This window comes from Flavobacterium sp. IB48, from assembly GCF_016405855.1.
Lineage (GTDB): Bacteria > Bacteroidota > Bacteroidia > Flavobacteriales > Flavobacteriaceae > Flavobacterium > Flavobacterium ginsengisoli.
In genome coordinates this window covers 25,378-47,728 of record NZ_JAEFCA010000008.1, presented here as the reverse complement: position 1 = coordinate 47,728, position 22,351 = coordinate 25,378, and the positions used below count along the sequence as shown (strand labels likewise).

The 22,351-nt window shown below is 37.7% G+C and carries 17 protein-coding genes; 13 read left to right on the top strand and 4 right to left on the bottom strand.

The features are described 5' to 3' along the window. Window positions 1-633 precede the first annotated feature (633 nt). From JC605_RS20070 to JC605_RS20060, 3 genes are read left to right on the top strand one after another with little or no spacing between them, the layout of a single operon-like run. Complete coding sequence (locus tag JC605_RS20070) at window positions 634-3,546, top strand: SusC/RagA family TonB-linked outer membrane protein (protein WP_370569074.1); 2,913 nt, start codon at window positions 634-636, stop codon at window positions 3,544-3,546. 10 nt (window positions 3,547-3,556) lie between these two features. Next, window positions 3,557-4,942, top strand: a complete 1,386-nt coding sequence (locus JC605_RS20065; protein WP_198857882.1) for a RagB/SusD family nutrient uptake outer membrane protein — start codon at window positions 3,557-3,559, stop codon at window positions 4,940-4,942. 10 nt (window positions 4,943-4,952) lie between these two features. Continuing rightward, entirely contained in the window at window positions 4,953-7,613 is a 2,661-nt protein-coding gene (locus tag JC605_RS20060; protein ID WP_198857881.1) for a S9 family peptidase, read from the top strand. A gap of 60 nt (window positions 7,614-7,673) precedes the next feature. On the opposite strand, the gene JC605_RS20055 is transcribed toward JC605_RS20060, so the two are convergent. The 3 genes from JC605_RS20055 to JC605_RS20045 all read right to left on the bottom strand — a co-directional run bounded on the left by JC605_RS20055 (window position 7,674) and on the right by JC605_RS20045 (window position 10,085). Continuing rightward, window positions 7,674-7,958 carry a DUF6520 family protein gene (locus JC605_RS20055; RefSeq protein WP_198857880.1) on the bottom strand — a complete coding sequence of 95 codons (285 nt, stop codon included), beginning with the start codon at window positions 7,956-7,958 and terminating at the stop codon, window positions 7,674-7,676. Window positions 7,959-8,058: 100 nt separating this feature from the next. After that, window positions 8,059-9,579 carry a MauE/DoxX family redox-associated membrane protein gene (locus tag JC605_RS20050; protein ID WP_198857879.1) on the bottom strand — a complete coding sequence of 507 codons (1,521 nt, stop codon included), beginning with the start codon at window positions 9,577-9,579 and terminating at the stop codon, window positions 8,059-8,061. 215 nt (window positions 9,580-9,794) lie between these two features. After that, window positions 9,795-10,085, bottom strand: coding sequence for a hypothetical protein (locus JC605_RS20045; protein WP_099719111.1), 291 nt, complete (start codon window positions 10,083-10,085; stop codon window positions 9,795-9,797). Window positions 10,086-10,485: 400 nt separating this feature from the next. On the opposite strand from JC605_RS20045, the gene JC605_RS20040 reads away from it, so the two are divergent. From JC605_RS20040 to mobC, 3 genes are read left to right on the top strand one after another with little or no spacing between them, the layout of a single operon-like run. Beyond that, complete coding sequence (locus tag JC605_RS20040) at window positions 10,486-10,878, top strand: plasmid mobilization relaxosome protein MobC (RefSeq protein ID WP_198857878.1); 393 nt, start codon at window positions 10,486-10,488, stop codon at window positions 10,876-10,878. Then, window positions 10,863-12,113, top strand: a complete 1,251-nt coding sequence (locus JC605_RS20035) for a relaxase/mobilization nuclease domain-containing protein (RefSeq protein ID WP_198857877.1) — start codon at window positions 10,863-10,865, stop codon at window positions 12,111-12,113. Before JC605_RS20040 ends, JC605_RS20035 begins: the two co-directional genes overlap by 16 nt. A gap of 18 nt (window positions 12,114-12,131) precedes the next feature. After that, a complete protein-coding gene (gene mobC / locus JC605_RS20030; protein ID WP_198857876.1) occupies window positions 12,132-14,120 on the top strand; it encodes a conjugal transfer protein MobC in 1,989 nt (662 codons plus the stop codon). A gap of 51 nt (window positions 14,121-14,171) precedes the next feature. Here mobC and JC605_RS20025 read toward each other — a convergent pair whose 3' ends face one another. Next, window positions 14,172-14,606, bottom strand: coding sequence for a DUF1810 domain-containing protein (locus JC605_RS20025; protein WP_198857875.1), 435 nt, complete (start codon window positions 14,604-14,606; stop codon window positions 14,172-14,174). Between the two features lie 317 nt (window positions 14,607-14,923). On the opposite strand from JC605_RS20025, the gene JC605_RS20020 reads away from it, so the two are divergent. The 7 genes from JC605_RS20020 (at window position 14,924) to JC605_RS19990 (ending at window position 22,350) form a co-directional block, all read left to right on the top strand. After that, window positions 14,924-15,313 (top strand): single-stranded DNA-binding protein, encoded by a 390-nt coding sequence (locus JC605_RS20020; RefSeq protein WP_198857874.1) that lies wholly within the window; start codon window positions 14,924-14,926, stop codon window positions 15,311-15,313. Between the two features lie 37 nt (window positions 15,314-15,350). Continuing rightward, complete coding sequence (locus JC605_RS20015; protein ID WP_198857873.1) at window positions 15,351-15,710, top strand: hypothetical protein; 360 nt, start codon at window positions 15,351-15,353, stop codon at window positions 15,708-15,710. A gap of 26 nt (window positions 15,711-15,736) precedes the next feature. Continuing rightward, the gene (locus tag JC605_RS20010; protein ID WP_198857872.1) at window positions 15,737-16,114 is read left to right on the top strand and encodes a Cas9 inhibitor AcrIIA9 family protein; all 378 of its coding nucleotides are present in this window, start codon (window positions 15,737-15,739) and stop codon (window positions 16,112-16,114) included. Beyond that, window positions 16,111-17,427, top strand: a complete 1,317-nt coding sequence (locus JC605_RS20005) for a PcfJ domain-containing protein (RefSeq protein WP_198857871.1) — start codon at window positions 16,111-16,113, stop codon at window positions 17,425-17,427. The genes JC605_RS20010 and JC605_RS20005 overlap by 4 nt, the downstream gene beginning before the upstream one ends. Window positions 17,428-17,697: 270 nt before the next feature. Then, entirely contained in the window at window positions 17,698-18,168 is a 471-nt protein-coding gene (locus JC605_RS20000; protein WP_198857870.1) for a RadC family protein, read from the top strand. Window positions 18,169-18,226: 58 nt separating this feature from the next. Beyond that, complete coding sequence (locus tag JC605_RS19995) at window positions 18,227-18,466, top strand: hypothetical protein (RefSeq protein WP_198857869.1); 240 nt, start codon at window positions 18,227-18,229, stop codon at window positions 18,464-18,466. A 752-nt stretch (window positions 18,467-19,218) separates the two neighbouring features. Continuing rightward, a complete protein-coding gene (locus JC605_RS19990; protein ID WP_198857868.1) occupies window positions 19,219-22,350 on the top strand; it encodes a type III restriction-modification system endonuclease in 3,132 nt (1,043 codons plus the stop codon). The last annotated feature ends 1 nt before the right edge of the window (window position 22,351 follow it).

The window sequence follows — 22,351 nt, the reverse complement described above, 5'->3', positions numbered from 1 at the left end:
AGTGAAATTGAGACAATTAGAACAAAAAAAATTGTCAAATTTGACAATTTTGTGATTTTTTTCATATATTTGAATTCTAAAAAATTATTTAAAGAAATTTTAAATAGGATTTTATTAATTTTGCGACTCTTCAATTAAAAATATTTGAAGCATTCGCTTTGAATCTCGAACAGAAAACTGGCGTTTTTTAAACCACGAGAGGATAAGTAAGATGCTCACGTCATTGGCGTGGGCTCACTTATTGTGGTTGGTGCCGCCAGTACCTCTGTTCGATAAGCTGAGTTCCATGCCTTTTTTATTACAGCAATCAGATAAAATTCATAGCAAATCTTTCCCTTATTATTTAAAGTCTCGCATTTAACGTCGAACCTTTAATCTATTTACACGTGAAGTAAAAACTGGTAATTATGACCATTAAGTCGTTTACTTGATGCAAAAAAATGGCCCTCTACCGCAGCGACTAAACTAGCATAGAGGGCCGTAGCTAATCAAATATCCATTTAACTAACCAATCCCAATATTATGAATTATTTTTCATTTTCTAAGGATGGAAGAGCACTTTATTGCCTGTTTTTTGCTGGCATTCTGTTGTCTTTTTCCACCGTTTATTCCAGAAATTTTCGAAATTATAAAATGCTATCCTACCAGCAACATGAGGTCCAGGGTATTATAAGTGATGGTTCTTCTCCTCTTCCAGGAGTCACGATCACGCTTAAAAGCAGAAAGAATACAACCGTAATCACAGATTACAATGGCCACTATTCTCTGCTAGCTTCCCCTATAGATACTTTGATAGTATCTTTTATTGGATTCAAAACTAAATTTATTCCAGTAAATGAGAGAGCTAAAATTGACATTAAGCTGGAATACGATACTACCACCCTGCAGGAGGTTCGGGTAAATGCTGGTTATTATTCCGTAAAAGAAAGTGACCGTACGGGGAGTATTGCCCGAATTACCTCTAAGGATATCGAAAATCAGCCTGTTACAAATGTACTCGCCACGATGCAGGGACGTATGGCTGGTGTAAATATTATTCAACGAACAGGTATTCCCGGGGGCAGTTTTGATATCAAAATCAGGGGACAGAACAGTATTCGGACCGATGGAAATTCACCGCTGTACATAGTAGATGGCGTTCCCTATTCGTCAGATGTCATTAGTTCAAGTCTCACGGCTACCGCTTTTCCTTCCGGTGTTAATCCACTTAACAATATTAATCCAGATAATATTGAAAGTATTGAAGTCCTCAAAGATGCTGATGCGACATCAATATACGGTTCTAGAGGAGCTAACGGTGTTGTGCTGATCACAACCAAAACAGGAAAAACAGGAAAAACATCCTTCAATTTGCAGACATCTACTGGTTTTGGAACAGTTACAAAACTTCCAAAACTGATGAATACAGAGCAATACCTTAAAATGAGAAAACAGGCATTCATAAATGACGGACTAACTGAGTATGGTCCTTATGATTATGATGTTAACGGGACTTGGGATCAGAACCGGTACACCGACTGGCAAAAAGAACTTCTTGGGCGCACATCCCAAACATCGGATTTTCAAGGAACAGTTAACGGAGGTTCTGAAAATACGCAATTCCTTATAAGCGGAAATTTTCACAGGGAAACAACCGTTTTTCCGGGTGATTTCTTATACAAAAGAGGCGGTGGCCATATTAACCTCAATCATCATTCAGACGACAATAAATTTAAGATACATTTTTCAGGATCATATAATGTCCAGGACAACAACCAGCCTTCTTTTGACTTTACTAATGAAGCTAGATATTTGGCACCAAATGCGCCTGCGCTATACACTGCAGATGGGCAGCTAAACTGGGAGAACTCTACATGGGATAATCCCCTTAGAAATCTTGATAGCAAATACGAGTCAAAGACTAATGATCTTCTGGCAAGTACCGTGATATCATATGAAATCTGGAAAGATTTTACAGTAAAGAGCAGTTTTGGTTGTACAAGTTTGGATACTAAAGAGACGAGAGTTATACCTTCAACTATGGCAGATCCTGCCTATGAAGCAACAAGCGATGATTCAGCGCTTTTTTTAAACAATACCAAACGAAGCTCATGGATTATCGAACCGCAGATAAACTGGTCAAAAAATCTTGGAGCTGGCAAAATAGATATTTTGACTGGAATGACTTTTCAAAGCCAGAAAACAGAGAGAATTAATCTATCAGGAATTGGATTTACCTCTAATAGTTTGATCTATAATATTGCTGCCGCAAAAAACATTAGAATATATACCGATGATGAGACAGTATATAAATATCAAGCATTCTTTGGTCGATTTAATTACAATTATAAACAGAGATATATTGTTAATCTCACAGGCCGTCGCGATGGTTCAAGCAGATTTGGACCTGGAAATCAATTTGCAAATTTTGGAGCTGCCGGTATTGCGTGGATTTTCTCTAAGGAAACTTTTCTGGAAAATAATCGATGGTTGAGTTATGGAAAAATAAGATCGAGCTATGGAGTAACTGGTAGTGATCAAATTGGCGATTATATGTATCTTGACACTTATACAACTTCAGGAAAAGTATATAATGGAGTAACAGGAGTTCAGCCCTCACGCCTCTTTAATAAAGATTTTGGATGGGAAACTAATAAAAAATTTGAACTTGCTCTTGAACTAGGTTTCTTACATGATAGAATATATGTTACAGGAGCCATTTATAAAAACCGTTCTTCAAATCAACTAGTAGGTATTCCGCTCCCAGCAACAACTGGCTTTACTTCATTGCAGTCTAATTTAGATGCTGTAGTAGAAAACACTGGACTTGAATTAACCTTTCGAACAGTAAATCTTAGAGGAAAAAACTTTAGCTGGTCTACAAATCTCAATTTGACATTTGCCCGAAATAAGTTGGTAGATTTTCCTGGTCTGCAAACGTCAACCTACAGTCAGCAGTATCGTATAGGCCAACCGCTAAATATTAATCTGCTTTACAATTTTAAAGGAGTCAATCCGCAGACTGGAATTTATGAATTTGAAGATCTAAATAATGATGGCAGAGTCACTTTTCCCGATGATAGACAAGCCGTAGTAGATTTAAATCCAAAATATTATGGGGGTATACAAAATCAAATCAGCTATAAAAATTTAACTCTGGATTTCCTGTTCCAGTTTTCAAAACAGAAAAACAGATCTTATCCTGTAAGCGGTGCCGGTCAGATGCTAAATCAGATAGACAGGCTTACTGACAGCTGGACACAGACGGGAGATAATTCACCCTATCAGATATATACCACTGGATATAATAACGATGCTCTAAATGCAGATTCCCTCTACTCACAAAGTACAGGTGCTATAACAGACGCATCTTTTGTTAGATTAAAAAATTTATCCCTCACCTATGATCTCCCATTAAGTCTAAAAGGGCTTAAATGTAAAATTATGCTGCAGGGCCAAAACCTGTTGACTTTTACAAAATATAAGGACGGAGATCCTGAATTTATTTCTTACGGTTATCTGCCACCATTAAAGATAATTAATACCGGAATTCAATTAACATTCTAAACTATCAAAGATGAAAACAACATATAAAGTACTTCCAAAGATATTTTACTTATTAATTATTGGTTTAGTATCATCATGCCAGTCATTTGTTGAGGTTGATCTGCCAAAATCACAATTGACCACAGAAAGTGTATTTGAGGATTATAATACCGCAGAAGCAGCCTTAACTAATATTTATACAAGTATTAGAGACAAAGGTATCTTAACAGGTGGCCAGCTTGGAATTTCAAATCAGCTCGGAAATTATGCCGATGAGATCACCTGTGTGGACAATCCTTCAAAGGCAAGCTATAATTTTTATCGCAACTCGCTCTTACCTACCAATACATATGTTACCGGATATTGGAATGCTGCCTACAATCAAATTTATGCCGCTAACCTTGTCATTCAGGGTGCCAAGTCTAGTAAAAATCTAACTGTTCAGCAAAAAGACCAACTCGAAGGAGAAGCATTATTTATTCGTGCTTTACTTCATTTTTATCTCACAAATATATTCGGAGATATTCCATATGCTACACAGACAGATTACAAACAAAACAGCATTATTTCTAAAACTTCAGTAGACCAAGTATATCGTTTAGTTGTTACTGATCTACAGGACGCTTCCGTACTTTTAAGCAGTAAAGATGACAATTCTGGTCGTTTACAGCCAAGTGTGAGCGCTGCGCAGGCATTGCTTTCAAGAGTCTATCTCTATCTAAAAGCTTATCCCGAAGCTTCAAATAGCGCATCTGCAGTTTTAAATCAGAGCAGCGAGTATAAATTAGAAAATATTTCAAATGTATTTTTAATTTCTTCCTCCGAGACTATTTGGCAATTACAATCTGAATTAACAGGACAAAACACAGAAGATGGAGCTTTTTTTATTTTTACTTCAGTGCCACCGCCATCTGTGTCATTGAATAGTCAGCTGGTAGGTTCATTTAACGCAGCTGATCTACGAAAAACAAACTGGATTAAATCCGTTACAAAAGGAAGCCAAACCTATTTTCATTCTTATAAATATAAAGAAAAAGATTTTACTGCGACATCTAAAGAATATGCAATAGTATTAAGACTTGCTGAACAATATCTTATCAGGGCAGAAGCTAGAGCCTACCAAGGCGACTTAATTGGGGCAAAAGAAGATCTAAACAAAATTAGAAACCGTGCAGGACTAAACAATGTCGCTGCTGTGACACAGCAGGAAATTTTAGACGCAATTCATTTAGAGCGTCGATGGGAACTCTTTACAGAATATGGACATCGCTTTTTCGATCTTAAGCGGTCAGGTAAATTAAATTCTTCACTAAACGGAATTAAGCCTGGCTGGAACAGCAGCGATGCTTTATTTCCGCTGCCACAAAATGAACTGACCGCTAACCCAAACTTAAGACCTCAAAATACTGGATACTAAATATTTTATTATGCCACTTATACATATGCACGTGTCAATCGGAAATTACAGCCAAAGACTAATACAGAAAAGATTTTTTTTAGTTTTATTTTTTATTTTGCCATTAGTGGCCTGTCCCTTATGGGGACAGGTGGTGCAAAAAAAGCAATTGGTTTCATCAGATTATTATGGTTGGGGGAAAATAATTATAGATAAAGTCTCCCCTGATGAGAAATGGGTTTGCTATAAAATGGAATATGAAAAAGGAGGTGACACTTTATTTATCCGTAATCATTTTTCGCACAAATCTTATAGTTTTCTTAAAGGCAGAAACGGCTTTTTTGCCGGAAATAAATTTATCTGTAAGATAGATAAAGGTATTACTATTGTAGACTTAAAAACAGCTTTCAGAGAAAATCTTTCCGACGTTGATCGCTATTCTTACAATCAACAAACAGAGCAGCTAATTTTTCTTCTTGCTGACAAAGAAGCAAAAAAGAAACTTGTAATACGCTCTTTTAAAAACAGCACAATAAGAGAAATTAAAGACGTAACTGATTTCAGTCTCAGTCCTTCTGGCAATCATCTTGCATATTTCAGCAACGATAACAATACATCTTTTGTTTCCCAAATTAACCTTAAAACACAAGAAGGACCTAAGCTGATTGCATTAAACAAAAAAGGGAATTTCATGGGGTTCACATGGAATAAAAACGGCAATGCATTGGCTTTCTATCAACAGGATCGAAATATGAAGATTAATGCTTTAATATATTATTTGTCCAAAGAGGATAAATTGTATAAACTCGACAGTGCTTCTGCTGTAGGCTTTCCAAAAAATACAGACATTATTTATGAAAATCTAAATGGAATTTTTATTTCTGATGATGCTGAAAAAGTTTTTTTTTCAATTAAAAATCAAGAAGAGATTATTTCTAAAAGCCATCAATCAGATGTGGAAATATGGAATGGAAATGACAAATGGACTTATTTACAGGAAAAAAACTTTGGCAACTTTGAAAATGGTCCTAAAACAGTAATGTGGATTCCTAAAACAAATTATTTTTCAGCAGTTACCTCAAATGAATTTCCAAAAGTAATACTCAGCGGTAATTATAAATATGCCATAATTTCTAATCCAAAGCAGTATGAACCGCAATTTGATTTCAACGGCCCTAGAGACTATTATCTTTTAGACCTCAGTACTTTTCAAAAGAGTCTTTTATTACAAAGACAGTCCTATGATCATAAAAACTTGATTGCTTCGCCAAAAGGAAAAAGCTTTGCTTACTTTAGCGAAAACAATTGGTGGGTTTACAATTTAGAAGAAAAAAAACACATCAATCTGACCACTTCTCTTGGAGTAAAATTCACAGCAAAGTTACATGACCTTAGAATAGAATCAATATGCGGCAGTCCCGGATGGACTGTTGACGATAATGAACTTGTAATCTATGATAAATATGATATCTGGGTGCTTTCAACCTCTGGTAATGAAGCGAGAAGATTAACACATGGTAAAGAAGAAAAAATCAGATTCCGTATTGCCGATATGGCTAGTAAAAATATTGATAATTATATTTATGACGGACTAACAAGCCGGGAAATTGATATCCGAAAAGACCTGATTCTTCAGGCCGAAGGAGAGGATGGAAAAACAGGATATTTCAGATGGAGTCCTGACGGTTCATTAAAACCTATAGTTTATAAGAACAGTTTTATTGATCAATTAAATTACGGTGTAGAAAAGAAGAATTTTTATTTCAGAGAGCAGAAATTTAATATATCTCCACAACTTGTTTTGAAGGAAAAAAATAAAGAATCGATAACAATTTTAAAAAGTAATCCTAAGCAGGAAAAGTTCTTTTGGGGTAAATCCGAATTAATTAACTACAGCATCAAAGGGCATTCTTTGAAAGCTGTTCTATATTACCCTGCACAGTATGACCCAAAAATAAAATACCCTATGATTGTAAAAATTTATGACAGGCAGTCTAATCAATTGCATAAATTTGAAAATCCAACTTATAAAAATGTAAACGGTTTTAATACAACTCTTTTTACATCTGAAAACTACTTTGTTTTGAAACCAGATTTATTGTTGGAGGCTAAAAATCCAGGGATCTCTGCATCATCCTGTGTCATATCGGCAGTAAACGAGGTAGTGGAAACAGGAATAGTTGATTCCTCTAAAATTGGTCTGGTGGGACATTCTTACGGAGGTTTTGAATCTTCTTTCATTATTACTCAAACTCAGCTGTTTTCTGCTGCAATAGCTAGTGGTGCAATTACGGATCTGAACAGCTACTATCATACTATAAATAGTAAATCTGGAAAACCTGAAATGTGGAGATTTGGAATTGAACAGTGGACAATGCTGGCAACACCTTATGAAGCACCAGAATCCTATTGGTCAAACTCACCTATTGCCCACATAAAGAATGTAAATACACCTGTATTGTTATGGACAGGTAAAGTCGACTCACAGGTAGATACGCACCAAAGTTTTGAATTTTATCTTGCACTTCGCAGACTTGGTAAAAAGTGTATCATGCTTCAGTATCCCGATGAGACACACCTATTAATAAATCCTTTAAATCAAAAAGACGTTACCGAGCGTACTATGGATTGGTTTCGTTATTTCTTAAAAAATGATCAATCTGCTCTTTGGGTCGAAAAGGGTACTAAATAAGAAATTAGAAAAAACAATGCAGTTCAAATTATGAACTGCATTGTCATTTTAATAATAGATTCAATTGTCATAACGATATAAAGGCGTTAGACAATTATTGTTTGTTGTTTTCTCATAGGCCAACGGTCCAGAGTCACCAGAAATATGACAGAAATTATCACTCTGAATATTGTCACAATCTACTGACACGTTACCACATTTGTTGTTTGACAAAGCATTATAGCCTTGTTGTAGAGAAGTTGTTTTTTTCGAAGCGCTCTGCATCGAAGTGGTTGCAAATGCACCACAGACTGCCAGAGCGATAACTCCTGCTGGCAGCAGATTTTTTAAACTTAAAGTTTTCATGATTTTAATTTTTAAATTATAGTGTGATCTACTTTTTTCTACAGGTTTTCGATCTTAATCCTGACACCGGCCGGTATATCTTAATGTTTTGATAAAATATTTAATGTAACAAGATTTCCTTTTTAATGATATCACTAAATTTATATACAACAAGAGTTTTGTCAATCAAAGCATATAAATTTTCTTCAGTTATAGTGAAAGAACGTAATCCTTTTTTTCCTGTATGATAAACTGGAAAGCTCAGGAGGTATTTGTTAGTTTTAATATCATACAAATCAATAACAGAGGAACGTTCCCAAAGCTTATCGATTTCATTTTTTCCTTTTATCTTTGAATTTACAAAAAGTAGATTTTGATAAACAGCAGAATGTGCATTTACAATATAAACAGGTGAAGAAATAGTTCTCTCTGTATCATTATTTAAAGATGCCGTTTTTATCTTGACATTCTTTATGGTATCGATAGTATGCCCTCTATAAGATAAATTTCCAAGTTTATCAGCAATTATAAATTCATTCCGGTAGTAATAGAGATACACGATTTTTTTCAGCTCTGAGCTGTATAATAACATCCCATCAGTATCAAAAATCCCATCTGTCTGTCGCTCTAATAAATCTCTTTTATATTTAATCCTGCCAGTCGTATCCGAAATGTTGTAAATTCCAAGTACGTTTGCTGCATTCTTTGCATTATTAGATCGAAATACTGCGCTAAAATCGTCTAGAGGCAATACTTTTGTAAAATAAGGAAATCCATTAAACTCATTATTAATTTTCCAATTTTTCAGACTTCCCTGAAAGTATTTTGGGACACTCCCGTCGAATAAATAAAACGAGGAATCACGCACCGCTATGATAACATTTTTAAATGGTATTTTGTTTGGAGTAAATGATATTCTAACGCTTTTAATCTGTTTGCTTTTATTATCAATTAATAAAACCTGTGAAGGATTGGTGTAATTACCGAGATATACTTTTTTCTCATCGGAACCAGCAAAATAATATGAATTGAATTTCAAATCAATCTCGTAAATAAATTCTGCTGCATGCACAGGATATCTTCTGATAAATGGATTGTTATAATGCATAATATTTTCTGAAGAAAGAAAAAGCAATGTGACGCTAGCTACACTAAAAACTAAGCAAAAGCAGATTAGTCTTATAGGTTTTAGATAACTTTTAAAAGTATACTTTCTTTCACCGCCATTGGAACTTAATAAAATTGTTAAAACCGCTAGAATAATAAATGTTAAATTGAAAACCAGGTGCACATTCCAGCTCATCTTTTCTAACACACCACCACACGAACAAGGAATAAAAGAACTAAAGTGAAGAATAATAAATATATAAACCGTAAACATTTCCATCAGTATAAGAGAAAAATAAAGTCCCCATAATCTAAATCTTGACGTAATTAACAATATAGCAGTAAGAAGTTCTGCAATTGGAACTAACACAGCTATCCATGATGAAAAAGCACTTAATAGAGGAGATTGTGACAACTGCACATGAAAGTTCTCAAAATCAAGCAGTTTACTTATTGCAGCATATACAAACAATAAAACATATAAATAAGAAACTAACTGTATTACAAGATTTTTTATCGATCGACGTGAATTCATAATCTGAAGATTTTAAGTTTATCTCATTTTTAAATCATATATTATTAGGTGATTATCTTATACAAATGTAAATACGAAATTTCGCATAAATACTTTAAAAATCAAGCCAAAAACTTTGAAAATCAGGCAGTTTTACATTTTAGCTGGCATAAAAAATAATGCCTGCACTTTGTAAGAATAGCGCAGGCATTAAATCATTGTAATTGTTTTTGAAATCAGCCTTTTATCGAGGCACTGATTCCGGCAAGTTTTTCATGCAGCTCTATAAGCCCTGCTTTTTGCAGGCACTCTTGAGAGAGACTCTCCAGTTCTGTCCTTCCCTGCTCACTTATGCTCTCCAATAGTACCGAAGATCCTTCTCTTATCTTCAGCCCGTCCTGTATCAAATGGCTTAAAAGCAGCACATTTTTTCGTGAAATTTTCAAATCCATTTTCACCGGCTCATTCATGCCAGGGATACTGAGCACCGTATCAAAAACCTTGGCCGCATCATTTGCTGTAATCATACTTCATCATTTTAAATTAATATTTCACTTACCGTAAAATTATAAAGTATCATCCCTATTTACCCTACTCAAAATTTGGGGAGGATTGCAGGGCTTGGAAGCCTTTTCTAATTTAGCCTTAGGCAAATACGCAGTACCTGTTCAATTGGTGCATTTAGATTTTTAAAGCAGATTCTGAAATGGATTTCCTTTAATTTTTAATAAGGATGACAGCTGCTTCTTAGCTGATTGCTGCAGCTGAAAAAAGTCTTTTAGAAGCTTTCGGACTGCGGTTTTTTTGGCAGTCAGCAAGATGTCTGGTTGTATCACAACCAAAAATCTTGCTGCCCCTCTGCTCGGAACTCGCTGGCAGTGAAACTTTTAATTTGAATGAAATTGAAACAATGAAAAAGAAAAGATCATGGAAGAAAAAAACAGCGGCAGAAACAGATGGCTGCACATCCGGCTGACCAAAGAAGAATTTGATTTTATTGATAAGAATTTCAAGGCATCAGCCTGCCGCAAACGCAGTGATTTCGTGCGTAGAAATCTGCTGAGAAAACCCATTGTTATGAGATATAGAAACGAGTCGCTGGATAAGCTGTTGCAGGAGCTTATCCAGCTCAGAACACAGCTTAATTTCATGGGAAATAATTTCAATCAGAGCGTTAAAAAACTCCACACCCTTTTTGAAATTTCTGATTTAAGAGTCTGGATTCTATCTTTTGCTTCCGACAGGAATAAATATTTTTCCCTGGTTGAAGAAATAAAAAAAAGCATTGAAAATCTCGCCCAAAAATGGTTGCAGTCATAAATACAGGGCACTCGATTAGAGGCATCTTCATGTACAATGAGAATAAAGTTTCTCAGGGTGCAGCTGTGTGTATCGGCGAGGGAAATTATCCCATCGATATTGAAAAAATGTCAGAATCTTTTAAGCTCGGCGTATTTCTAAAACAGCTCCATCTCAATGAAAATGTAAAGCGCGGCGCTGTGCACATCTCACTGAATTTTGACCGGTCCGATAAGGATTTATCAAAAGAGAAACTCATGGAGATTGCCTCTTCTTATATGGAGAAAATTGGATTCGGCGCACAGCCTTATCTGGTCTACCAGCACCACGATGCGGGACATCCACACCTTCATATCGCAGCCATAAATGTGAGGGCAGACGGATCCAGAATTAACATGCACAATATTGGAAGAAACCAGTCCGAAACTGCCCGCAAAGAATTGGAGATTCTTTTTAATCTGGTTCGGGCGGACTCGAGAAAAAAACAGAGTCCGGCGCTACTTAATGCCATTGATGCGGAAAAAATAAAATATGGAGCAATAGATTCCAAGAGAGCCATCGGCAGTGTACTCAATGCAGTTATTCCGCACTACAAATACACAACGCTGGGTGAGCTGAACGCAGTATTGAACCTGTATAACGTCAAGGCGGAAAGGGGAAAGGAAAATTCAAAAATGTTTCAGAATAAAGGCCTGATCTATCAGATTCTGGATGGGAATAAAAAGACTGTCGGGGTTCCTATAAAAGCCAGCAGTTTTTATTCCAAGCCTACCCTTTCCCGGCTTGAAATTAATTTTGCCGCCTCCAAAACTTCTCGCATGATAAACATGAAAAGAACCCGAAATGCGGTGGATCTGTTGCTTTTGAAATACCCATCCCTAACACTTTCGCAGCTTGAAACGCGGCTGGCGAACCAGGGCATTACGGCAGTTGTCAGAAAAAATGAACAGGGGCTGATATACGGCATGACCTACATAGATCATAACACTAAATGCGTTTTCAACGGAAGCAGTCTCGGACCTGAATATGCAGCCAAAGGGCTCCTGGAGCGTCTGGGCCATTCCTCCCATTATGAGAAGCAGTATACAGTTCCTGATGGTACCGCTCAGAAGCACGGCTCTTTAATTTCCGCAGGAGAAGTGCAGCGGATAATTGATGAAGTGCTTTACGCAGGAACGCCGTCAGATTACGTTCCCAGAGAGCTTAAAAACAAGCGAAAAAAAAGAAAAAGAAAAGGACAGTCCGATAATAATTAACACATAAAAATCAACAGTATGCAGACGGGAGAAAATGAACAGGCGCTTAGAAAAATTTTAGATATGACTAGACTGATGAGCATCGCACTGCTGCTCATCCATTTTTATTATTACTGCTTCGATTCCTTCAGGCATTGGAATCTTGCTCCGGATTTTGCCTGCAGGATACTGGAGAATATTTATCGTACGGGGCTTCTGGACAGCTTTCATAAATCTAAACTTTTTGCACTTGGACTCTTGGTTATTTCCCTTATGGGTGCCAGAGGAAGAAAAGATGAAAAGCTTCATTTTAGAACTGCTTTTAATTATATCTCATTGGGTCTCCTGCTTTACTTTGGATCCTATCTGGCTGTTCTAATCTTTTTGGATCCTGAGGTCTGCTCCGTACTATATATCTCACTGTGTTCTTTGGGCTATCTGATGACGCTTTCCGGGGGCACCCTGCTCTCCCGCATTATCCGCAGAAAGCTTAGTTCAGCAGATATTTTTAATAAGGAAAACGAAACTTTCCCTCAGGAGGAAAGGCTTATTGAAAACGAATATTCCGTTAACCTTCCTGCCCGTTATCACCTCAAAGACAAAGTGCGCAGCAGCTGGATTAACATTATAAATCCCTTCCGAGGCATTCTGGTTCCAGGCACGCCGGGTTCGGGAAAATCATACTTTGTAATCCGCCATATAATCACCCAGCATATTGCCAAGGGCTTTTCTATGTTCATTTATGATTTCAAGTTCGACGACCTCACTGTTATCGCCTATAATGCCTGGCTGAAATTCCGTCATCTTTATGCCGTGGAGCCAAAATTTTACATCATAAATTTTGACGACCTCTCCAGAACCCACCGTTGTAATCCTCTTGATCCTGCGGCAATGACAGACATTACCGATGCTGCGGAATCTGCCCGCACAATCCTTATGGGACTCAATCGGGAGTGGATTAAAAAACAGGGCGATTTCTTTGTGGAATCCCCTATAAATTTCCTGACAGCCGTCATCTGGTACCTTCGAAAATACAACGATGGCGAGTTCTGCACCCTGCCACATGTCATTGAAATGATACAGACCGATTATGAAAGCCTTTTCACGATTCTGAGAACAGAAAAAGAGATCGAAGTGCTTATCAATCCCTTTGTCAGTGCGTTCCTTCAAGAGGCAGTCGACCAGCTGGAGGGCCAGATCGCTTCTGCTAAAATCTCACTGGCAAAACTCTCCTCCCCGCAGCTTTACTACGTGCTATCGGGCAGTGATTTCACCCTTGACATTAATAATCCATCTGATCCGAAAATTGTTTCAATGGGAAATAATCCGCAGAAAATACAGACTTACGGAGCGGTGCTTTCCCTTTTTGTCAGCCGCCTTATAAAACAGGTAAACCAAAAGGGAAAACTTAAAAGTAGCCTTGTTTTTGATGAATTCCCCACTATCTATCTCAATAATATTGACAGTCTGATTGCAACGGCAAGAAGCAACAAAGTGAGTACCTGTCTGGGGATTCAAGACTTCAGCCAGCTCCGTAAGGACTACGGCCGCGAGCAGGCTGATGTGATCATTAATATAGTTGGAAATATTGTCTCCGGGCAGGTCAGCGGAGATACGGCAAAACAGCTCTCAGAACGTTTCGGAAAGATAATGCAGGATAGAGAAAGCCTTTCAATAAACAGCAGCGACACCTCCATCAGCCGTTCCCGACAGCTGGAATCCGCAGTGCCGCCTTCTAAGATTTCTTCGCTGAGTTCTGGTGAATTTGTTGGCATGACAGCCGATAATCCGGACTGCAGAATTGAGCTTAAAACCTTTCACTGCGAGATCATCAACGACCATGAAAAAATAAAAAAAGAAACAGATAATTACAAGGAAATTCCGATCATAAGGACAATTGATAATGTTATCATCCAGAAAAATTATCTGCAGATCAAAATTGAGATTCAGGAAATAATCCACAGCGAAATGGAACGGATAATCAAAAGCCCGGCACTTTCATCGCTGGTTCTCAAAAAAGAAAAATAACTTTTAATCCTAGATGTTTTCTTGAGGTAGTAAAAAAAGAAATGCTTTTTTTTAGTTGCCGGATTCTTTTATAAGCTGCAGTGTCCTTTCGTCCTGCTCTCCATTGTAATATTTCTCAAGCACCTGCCTGAAAAATTCAGGCGTTTCAGGCAGAAGTGCAAACAGGGTCATGCAGGATTTCAGTTTTCTTTCATCTGGCCTGCCCAGAATTTCCAGTGCCGTTTTATCTTCAATTTTTAGCATTGCCTGCGTAATTTCCACCAGACGTTTTCCCAGTATGGGGTGATTCAAATACAGTGAGGCTTCCGTTAGGTTTTCAATGCCGTAAAAGATGTTATAATCCGTGAATCCCAGTCCTCTGAGCTGCGGGAAAATAAACCACATCCAGTGGGTCTGTTTGCTGCCCTGTCTGATCTCGTGCAGTGCGTCCTCATACGTTTGTTGCTGTGCCTCTAAAAAACGGTCCAGATCATATTGCTTTTCCATTGCATTGCTTTTTTCTTACCTGAAATTACAAAATATTTCAATGCCGATCCCAAAACAGGCGTCTGAAATAGGGGTTCAGCCTGCTGCAAAGATTGATAAGGAAATTTTCAATAAAAACGGATTAAAAGAGCCGCGAAAATAGCACCCGCAGACTCCTGCATGCGCATAACGGCCTTGCCGCCCTTCGGGACTTATAGCACTCCGGATCCTTGATCGGGCGCTTGATTTTGTGCTTTCTTTTTTCCCGTTTTTTCTTTGAAAAATTTCATGCGGGCTTGAGGAAAAACAGAAAAAATACTCACTTAAAATTTTACATCATGGAAATCTCAGGACGAATTACAAAAGATGCCGTAACGGCAAAAGTTTCAAATGACAGGGAGGTGGTAAATTTCTCCATTGCCATAAACGACAGCTACAGGCCAAAAGGGGCTGACGAGCTTAAAAAGATTGTAACCTACATCGACTGTTCCTATTGGATGGGTTCAAAAATGGCGTTGTGGCTTAAAAAAGGCACTGTGGTTGAACTCTTCGGGCGTATAGGTCTGAATGTCTACAATAATGCCGAGGGCAAAGCGCTCGGTTCGCTGACCTTTCACACCAGTAATATTAAAATACTGGTTTTCCCGAAAGCAGAAAACACTGCTGAAGTTCCCGCAGTTCAAGAGAAAAATGCGTCAAAAGACGAACCCGACGACCTGCCTTTCTAATTGGAATAATACCGTTTCACATCAAAATTTATACGCCATGAAAGCCTTTGAAAAATCAGTCTACATAGAATATCCCGTATCCGCCCAGTTCAAAAAAATAGTCCGCTCCAATATGGAATCTTATGACGGGACAAAAAAACAGCAGTTAAAATCTTTTTTGGAAGACCTGCAGAAAAACGGATGCATCTGCGGGATGATTTCAGAGTTTGTCTACAACTCGGACTGCAGGAAATTCTATATACAGCATTTGGATGATTTGGAAAATATCCGATATGAAATTGAAGATTCCCTTGGGGAATCTGTCAAAAACCGCCACCGACTGCCCCATTACACATTTGTATGCTGGCTCTGCTTTGAAGAATACTGTTTTGACATTTACAGAAACAGTTTTGAATAACGCTTTTCAATCTTAAATCTTCCCTTATGAAAGCATCAGATAAATTTAAAACCGCTATAGAAAGCTACCTGAGCGAAAAAGCGCAGAACGATGCCGTTTTTTCAGCGGACTATAAAAAAGAGAGCAAAAACCTTGAAAGCTGTTTCCATTACATTTTCGGCGAGGTCAAAAAAACAGGGGAATGCGCCTTTGACAATCAGGAAATCTTTGACATGGCTGTAAAGTACTACACAGACGACACGATTGGAACGCCTGCCCCTGTTCAATGCAGAGTAGCAGTAAGCCCGCCTGTAAAACCTGATTTGTTCTCGACTGCTCCCGCAGTATCTCAAAGCACAGTTCAAAAAATAGAAAAAGTGCAACCCGTGAAGCCTGTACAAACCCTAACACTCTTTGACTTATGATACCCAAAACAGTTATAGAAAAAGAAATCAGCGCCTTAAGTACCTCCCTAGCCCCAATCACAGCGCAGATGCATCAGTGGGCAGAAAAAAATATTTTCCTGAAATGGGCGGTGCTCTCAAGGGGAAAGTTCCATTGTCTGGAATGCACCCATTCGTGGAAGCCTGACAGCGAAAGCCAGTCCTGCAAAAATTATATTAACTGCACCGCCTGTCAGGGGAAACTTAAAATGCATCAGCACAATCAGGTGCATTTCAAAGAAATCGAATATTTCGCCCTCACCGATACCTGCTCTGGGTATCAGGTGGTGCGCATCATCTGCTCGCATAAAAACATGAAAAAAAATGTTCTTCCCGCCTATTCGCACACGGAAGTCATGCAGCATTGGATAAATCCAAAAGGGGAAGTGCGCACCATCTCAAGAAGCACCAATGTTTTTTCCAATGCCTATGATGCATGGCAGTACTATTCCCCTTTAGAAATCCGTCCAAAGGATTTTCAGAACTCGCCAAAATACCGCATTAATCCCTACAAGGTATATACGCACATGAAAGTGATTCCGCTTTTGAAAAGAAACGGTTTTAAAACTTCCGTGCACGGCATTGCACCGCAGATACTCTTTACTGCTCTTCTAAAAGACCCCATTGCAGAAACCCTTTTTAAAAGTTCGCAGACCTCTCTGCTCAAGCATTATCTCACCTCCCATGAACAGCATCTGCGTGAAAACTGGCAGGCAGTAAAAACCTGCCTTAAACAGCGTTATCAGATTCAGGACATCAAAATTTGGGAGGATTATATTGCCCTGCTCCGATGGTTTAAAAAAGACCTCAGCTCCCCTGCTCTTGTCTGCCCTGAAAATTTAGACCAGGCGCATGACAGGCTTGTTGCCAAAAAAAGGGACATACAGCGCAGAAAGCATCTTGCGCAGATGCGTGCTGAAATACAGAAAGCAGAGCCGATTTATGAAAATGATAAAAAACAGTTCTTCGGACTTTCTTTTACCGATAATGACCTTACCGTAAAAGTCCTTGACCGTGTGCAGGATTTTCTCTATGAGGGCGACACGCTCCACCACTGCGTATTTACCAATGAGTATTATAAAAAGAAGGATTCCTTAATCCTTTCAGCGCAGATTGAAAACAGACCCGTGGAAACCATTGAAGTGTCCCTTTCAAGAATGGAAATTATCCAGTGCAGGGGACTTCGCAATAAAGCCACTAAATATCACAGCAGGATTCTTAGGATTATAAATAAAAACCTGCCTGAGATTGCCGGGCGGTTGAAAAAGCAGAAAAAGCAGACTGCTCCTGCTTAAACCATTTTACTATTGATACCGCAGATTTTACACTGCGGTATTTTTTTTGGCACGCAGACACTTTAAGGTTCACGGAGCAGTCCCGGCTTAGGGGCTATTGTGGAATGTTAAGTCAATTTCATCACAAAGTTCGGGCACGTCCTTCGGTTCTCCGCAAAAAATTCCCCCATAAATGCAGGGCTGCACTCCTGCTTTATTGCGTTGCTTTCTGCGTTCGCTCGTCCCTGCCCGGGCAGCGGTGCTGTAATTAATCTTAAAACTACAGCAATTATGAAAAATCAACATCAAAACACAGAATGGCAGAAAGTATCAGAAATAGAACTGATCTATAAAACCAAAGTAAAAAGCACTGAAAGACCGTGTATCACTTCTTCCAGAGATGCTTACCGCATACTGCTTGACAGCTGGGATCCCGGCAAAATAGAATTCTTTGAGCAGTTCAAAGTGCTGCTGCTCAGCCAGTCCAACAGGGTTCTGGGAATCTACGAGGTTTCCTCAGGAGGCATCTCGGGAACTGTGGTTGATATGCGCCTGCTTTTCGCGGCAGCCCTTAAAGCCGCCGCCGTCGGGATCATCATCACCCACAACCATCCATCAGGAAAAACATCACCTTCCGAGGCCGACAGAAATATGACCCGAAAAATCCGGGAAGCGGGAAAACTGCTGGATATTCCACTGCTCGACCACCTGATCGTAACACCCGAGACCTATTACTCTTTTGCAGATGAAGGCGCCCTTTAAGGGCGTTTTCATCTTTCATACCCTTGTGCTGTTCTGGTTTTTTAATTAATTTTTCCCTATGAATCATGAAGAAATAAAACGATATTTTGAGAACAATCCGCCGCCGAAGGAAGTAGTGTGGACCCAATGGGCGAAGATTACCGACACTCAGGTTTTCCTCAACAGCTGTTATACCACCATCAAAAATTTTAACGGCCCGATAGATCGGTGCCCGGCATGGTGGCATTTAAGGGATTTTTACATTCTGATGAAGAAAACAGCAGGCCAGCCGATCGGCGAAGAACCTGCTTCAGAATAATTCTGATCCTTCCGTAAATTCTTAATAAAGCAAAAAAGCACCGATTTGGGTGCTTTTTTTATACCCCGAAAAATAAGGCTTTTTTATTTTTGTTGTTATTTAGAACATTTTATTTTTAAAATTTATTACTGACTATGCTAATTTTGGTTTGTATAAAACGAAAATATATGGTATTAAATTAAAAAGTTTAACATTGCACCTGTTTGACTTTCCTTAGAATCTAAAATCAGGTGTTTATACGGACTTGTTTTTAATATTAAAAGTTGATTTTTGCTACAGTACGGAAATCCGTAATTTTTGCTTCCAAAAAGATACATATTCGCAACTAACTAATCTGCAATATGAAAATAGATGTAATCAAGAAAACAGAATATTTAGATCTTTCATCAGTCTGCAGTTGCGATATTAAATGTATTCACATAAAAATCAGTGATTACAAACCTATCATTAAGGAATTTGAAAAACAAATTACTGACACAAGCTCGTTGAAATTATTAAATACGAAAAAACGTAAAGAATGACAATAAACATATTTTATATTTGTAAGAACGATTTCATAAACCTAATTAAATTTAGATTCTAAAGTAGTAAGCTTCGCAACCTATTTTCTTATATTTACCATGTTTAAAAAAGATCAACAATAGCGGGATGTACTGGTATATCTAAATGACAAAATAGTATAGCAGTCACAACCAGTTAGCTACACTCAGTTCGATTTTTAAAAACATATCAAAAATTAATTGCCTATATTAATGAAATTACAATTTAAAGAGCAGGATTTTCAGATTGAAGCTGTAAAAGGTGTGGTAAAGTGTTTTGAAGGGCAGACTCTGAAAACAAATCGATTTACGCTCGAGAAAACAGCAGAGATTTTACGAAAAGCCAGAGAACAAGCAAAAGGTCTTGCAACATTAGAATATGATGTTGAAGAACTTATAGGTTATCGTAATAGTGCTATCCAAATTACAGCTTCTCAAGTTTTTGAAAATATCGTTGGCGTACAGCGTGAACATTACCTGATTGAAAATCAAAAAATTGATACTGTAAAAGGGGCAAATATTGGCTACAATTTTACGATTGAAATGGAAACAGGAACGGGTAAAACTTACACCTACGTCCGTACAATGTATGAATTGAATAAAAAATATGGCTGGAGCAAGTTTATTATTATCGTTCCAAGTATTGCCATCAGAGAAGGGGTTTTCAAAACTTTTGAACTGACGCAAGATCACTTTCAGGAAATTTATGGACATAAAATCAGTCCGTTTATATATAATTCTTCACGTCCGCAGGATATTGAAACTTTTGCATCTGACGGACGAATCAGCGTGATGGTCATCAATACTCAGGCTTTTGCCGCTAGAGGGGCTGATGCAAGACGTATTCATCAGGAATTGGATCACTTTGGTTCAAGACGACCAATTGATATCATTGCTCAAACCAGACCTATCATCATTATTGACGAACCTCAGTCTGTAGGTAAAGAAGGTTCTGTTACTTTAAAAAGTATGGAGGATTTTCAACCTCTTTTTACTTTGCGATATTCAGCTACACACGCTGAAGAGTACAATAAAATTTACCGATTGGATGCACTTGATGCGTACAATAAAAAACTTGTTAAGAAAATTCAAGTCAAAGGAATTAATCTAAAAGGCTCTACAGGAACGACCGGATATTTGTATCTGGAATATATTAGCCTTAGTGCCAACAAACCACCTTTGGCTTATTTAGAATATGAAAAACGCTCCAGCAATGGCTTGAAGCGTGTTCGTGAAAAAATTGCGCAAGGAACCGATTTGTATGAAATATCAGGAAACTTACCTGCGTATAAAAATTGTCTGGTAACTGAAGTCAATGGTTATCTAAACAAAATTATAGTTAATGGCCAAGATATTTATCCTGGAGATATTATTAATGATCAAGACGAATTGGTCTTTCGCAGAATTCAAATCAGAGAAACTATTCTTTCACATCTTCTGAAAGAAAAAGCATTGTTTGATAAAGGTATAAAAGTACTTTCTTTATTCTTCATTGACTCTGTTGAAAAGTACCGAAAGTATGATGAAATGGGTCAAGAAGTTTTGGGCGAATATTCTCAAATTTTTGAAGAAGAATATAAAAATGCTATCAACGATTTTGTTGACCTCTTTCATCAGGAATATACAGATTATGTGATTGAAACCGATGTAAACAAAACTTCCAAGGTATATGCCCCAGGAAGCTATTTGAATTATTTACAGCGTGATGATGCCGACCGTGTACATAATGGCTATTTTTCTATAGATAAAAAAGGGAAACCTGTTGACCCCAGCATCAAGCGTGGCAGTGAAGATTCTGATGATGTTTCTGCTTACGATTTGATTATGAAAGATAAAGAACGTTTGTTGAGTTTTGAAGAACCAACTCGTTTTATCTTTTCGCATTCGGCATTGAAGGAAGGATGGGATAATCCTAATGTTTTCCAGATTTGTGCTTTGAAAAATGCAGACGGTGGAAGCCAAACCCGAAGAAGACAAGAAGTAGGCCGTGGTATGCGTTTGTGTGTGGATAAAAATGGCGTTCGCCAAGATTTTGAACAAGTGGGTGAACAAGTTCATGACATTAATGTTTTGACGGTTATTGCTTCTGAGAGTTATGAAGATTTTGCGAAAGGATTGCAGACAGAAATTGCAAAATCACTGAAAGACCGTCCTGTAAAAGCAGATACCAAATTCTTCTTAGGAAAAATACTTAGTAATGAATTTGGAGATACGATTCGTTTGACAGAGGAAGATGCTAAAAAGCTGAACAAGTTTTTGTACAAACACGATATTCTGGATGAAGACGATAAAATTACAGATGAAGGAAAGAAACTCATTGAAAAAAATGCAGTTCCTGTTCCTGAGTATTTAGTTGCTTATGCTTCTGCTGTGAGTCAATTATTGGAGTCTGTTTACAATGGAGAAGGTGTCAAGCCTGAAAATGCAAATGACGTCGTTTCGCTTACAGTTAACACCAATTTTGCAAAAAAGGAATTTCAGGAACTGTGGAAAAAGATTAGCCTAAAAACCGTTTATGAAGTGAAATTTGACACGGATAAACTGATTGATGACAGTAAAATCCGTATCAATGCTGACTTGCATATTTCTGAACGACAATATGAAATCAAAACAGGTGAAATGCGTGAGGTTTCTAAAGAAGATTTGAAAGACGGCACTGCTTTCAACGTAACAAAAACTGATCCTAAGAAACTATCTTCTGACCTTTATACTGAAGTAGCTTATGATATTGTTGGAGAAATAGAAGCATTGACCAATTTGAAAAGAACGACCATCGTTGCTATTCTTAAAAAAATACACCAAGAGAAATTCTTCCTATTGAGAAAAAATCCGGAAGAGTTCATTGCCAAATGTGCCAAGCTGATCAATGAAACCAAAGCCTCGTTAATCATCAACAATATTGCGTATCACAAAACCCAAGAATCATTTGATGCAAAAACCGTTTTTACTAATGCAAGAAATGTATTGCGTACAGAAGAAATTCTGCAAAAACATATCTATGATTTCCTGGAAACGGATTCTAAAATAGAAAGAGATTTTACCAAAAATTTGGAGCAAGCCGTTGAGGTAGTAGTTTACGCAAAATTACCCAAAGGATTTTACATTGCAACACCTGTCGCCAATTACAGTCCCGACTGGGCAATTGTTTTGGATAACGAAAAAGTAAAACACATCTATTTTGTAGCCGAAACAAAAGGTTCTGAAAACGTAAATGACCTGAGAGGAATTGAACAATTAAAAATACATTGTGCACAGGAACACTTTAAAACCATCAGTAATGGCGAAGTGAAATTTGATGTCATTACCACTTACAGTAAACTCCTAGATATTGCCCAATTAAAATAAA